Origin of the sequence: Arthrobacter sp. HMWF013, assembly GCF_003061105.1 — a bacterium.
In the GTDB taxonomy this organism is placed as follows: domain Bacteria; phylum Actinomycetota; class Actinomycetes; order Actinomycetales; family Micrococcaceae; genus Arthrobacter.
In genome coordinates this window covers 1-1,410 of the sequence record NZ_QAIQ01000257.1, presented here as the reverse complement: position 1 = coordinate 1,410, position 1,410 = coordinate 1, and the positions used below count along the sequence as shown (strand labels likewise).

Sequence of the window (1,410 nt, the reverse complement as noted above, 5' to 3'; positions counted from 1 at the left end):
TCATGACGACCAGTGGTACATCGCCTCCATGCGCAGCAACACCAGATACCAAAGCCTCGCCGTGCTGACGGACGCCATCGCCGAGGCCCTGCCGGCGGGGTCCCGGGCGGAGTCGCGGGTGACGGAGATGGGCCGCTTCTACCGGTTCCTCAATGCCAGGCTGCCCGCCCTCCTGGATGACTGGGAGCGCGAACGGGACGGCGCGGGAGGCGTGCCGCGCGGCGAGGACGGCCGGCTGCTCGGTCTGGAGCGCGGCGGCGACGGCCAGCCGCGCGGCGTGGAGGGCGAACGCAGTGCGGGGCGCGAACCTTCGGCCGCTGTGCCAGGAGGAGGGCGGCCGTGACCATCATCGACAACGCCGTGTACGTGGACGGGCGGCGGACAGAAGACCCAGAGAGCCTGGACGAGACGTACTTCGTCCTGCGGCAGCGCGAGGGGATGGCATGGATCGGCCTGTACCGCCCGGACGCCGAGGAACTGCGGTCGGTCGCCGAAGAGTTCGATCTCAACGCGCTCGCCGTCGAGGATGCCCTGACCGGCCACCAGCGCGCCAAACTTGAGCACTACGGCGAGTGCGTCTTCCTGGTGCTGCGGCCCGCCCGCTACCTCGACGACGTCGAAAAGGTGGACTTCGGCGAGATCCACGTTTTCGTCGGGCCTGACTACGTGGTGACCGTCCGGCATGCCGAGTCGCCGGACCTGGCCAGGGTGCGCCGCAGGATGGAAGGCATGCCCGAATTCCTGGCACTCGGGCCGGACGCGGTGCTCTACGCCATCCTGGACCAGGTGGTGGACGAGTACGAGCCCGTTGCCGCCGGCCTGGAAAACGACGTGGACGAGATCGAGGACGACCTCTTCGGCGCAGATCCGGACGTGTCCCGCCGGATCTACGAACTCTCCCGCCAGGTCATCACGTTCCAGCGCGCCATCGGACCGCTGGTCCCCATCCTGCAGGGGCTGCTCACCGGCACGCCTGACCGTGCGCTCGCCGACGAACTGCGTGACCACCTCCGTGACGTCCTGGACCACGCCATCCGGCTCAACGAACGGGTGGCGTCCTTCAGGGCGCTGCTGCAGAACGCCCTCGCCGTCAACGCAGCCCTGGTGGCCCAGCGGCAGAACGACGAGATGCGCAAGCTCACCGAATCAAGTTTTGCCCAGAACGAGCAGGTCAAACGCATTTCGTCCTGGGCAGCCATCCTCTTCGCCCCTACCCTGGTTGGCACCATCTACGGCATGAACTTCAGCACCATGCCGGAGCTCGACTGGGTTTTCGGCTACCCGTTTGCCCTCGGCCTGATGCTCGCCATGGGACTGGGCCTGTACTGGACGTTCAAGCACAACAAGTGGATCTAGGTTGTCCACATAGACTCGTTTGCCCGGCAGGCAGGGCTCCTGCCGCCGGTACAG

The 1,410-nt window shown here is 67.1% G+C and carries 1 protein-coding gene and 1 pseudogene; both read left to right on the top strand.

Annotated elements, in window-relative coordinates; genetic code table 11:
• Window positions 1-343, top strand: a pseudogene (locus DBR22_RS23820) (hypothetical protein); the annotation flags it as partial.
• The gene (locus DBR22_RS10315) at window positions 340-1,356 is read left to right on the top strand and encodes a magnesium and cobalt transport protein CorA (protein WP_108598943.1); all 1,017 of its coding nucleotides are present in this window, start codon (window positions 340-342) and stop codon (window positions 1,354-1,356) included. The pseudogene DBR22_RS23820 and the gene DBR22_RS10315, both read left to right, overlap by 4 nt.
• The last annotated feature ends 54 nt before the right edge of the window (window positions 1,357-1,410 follow it).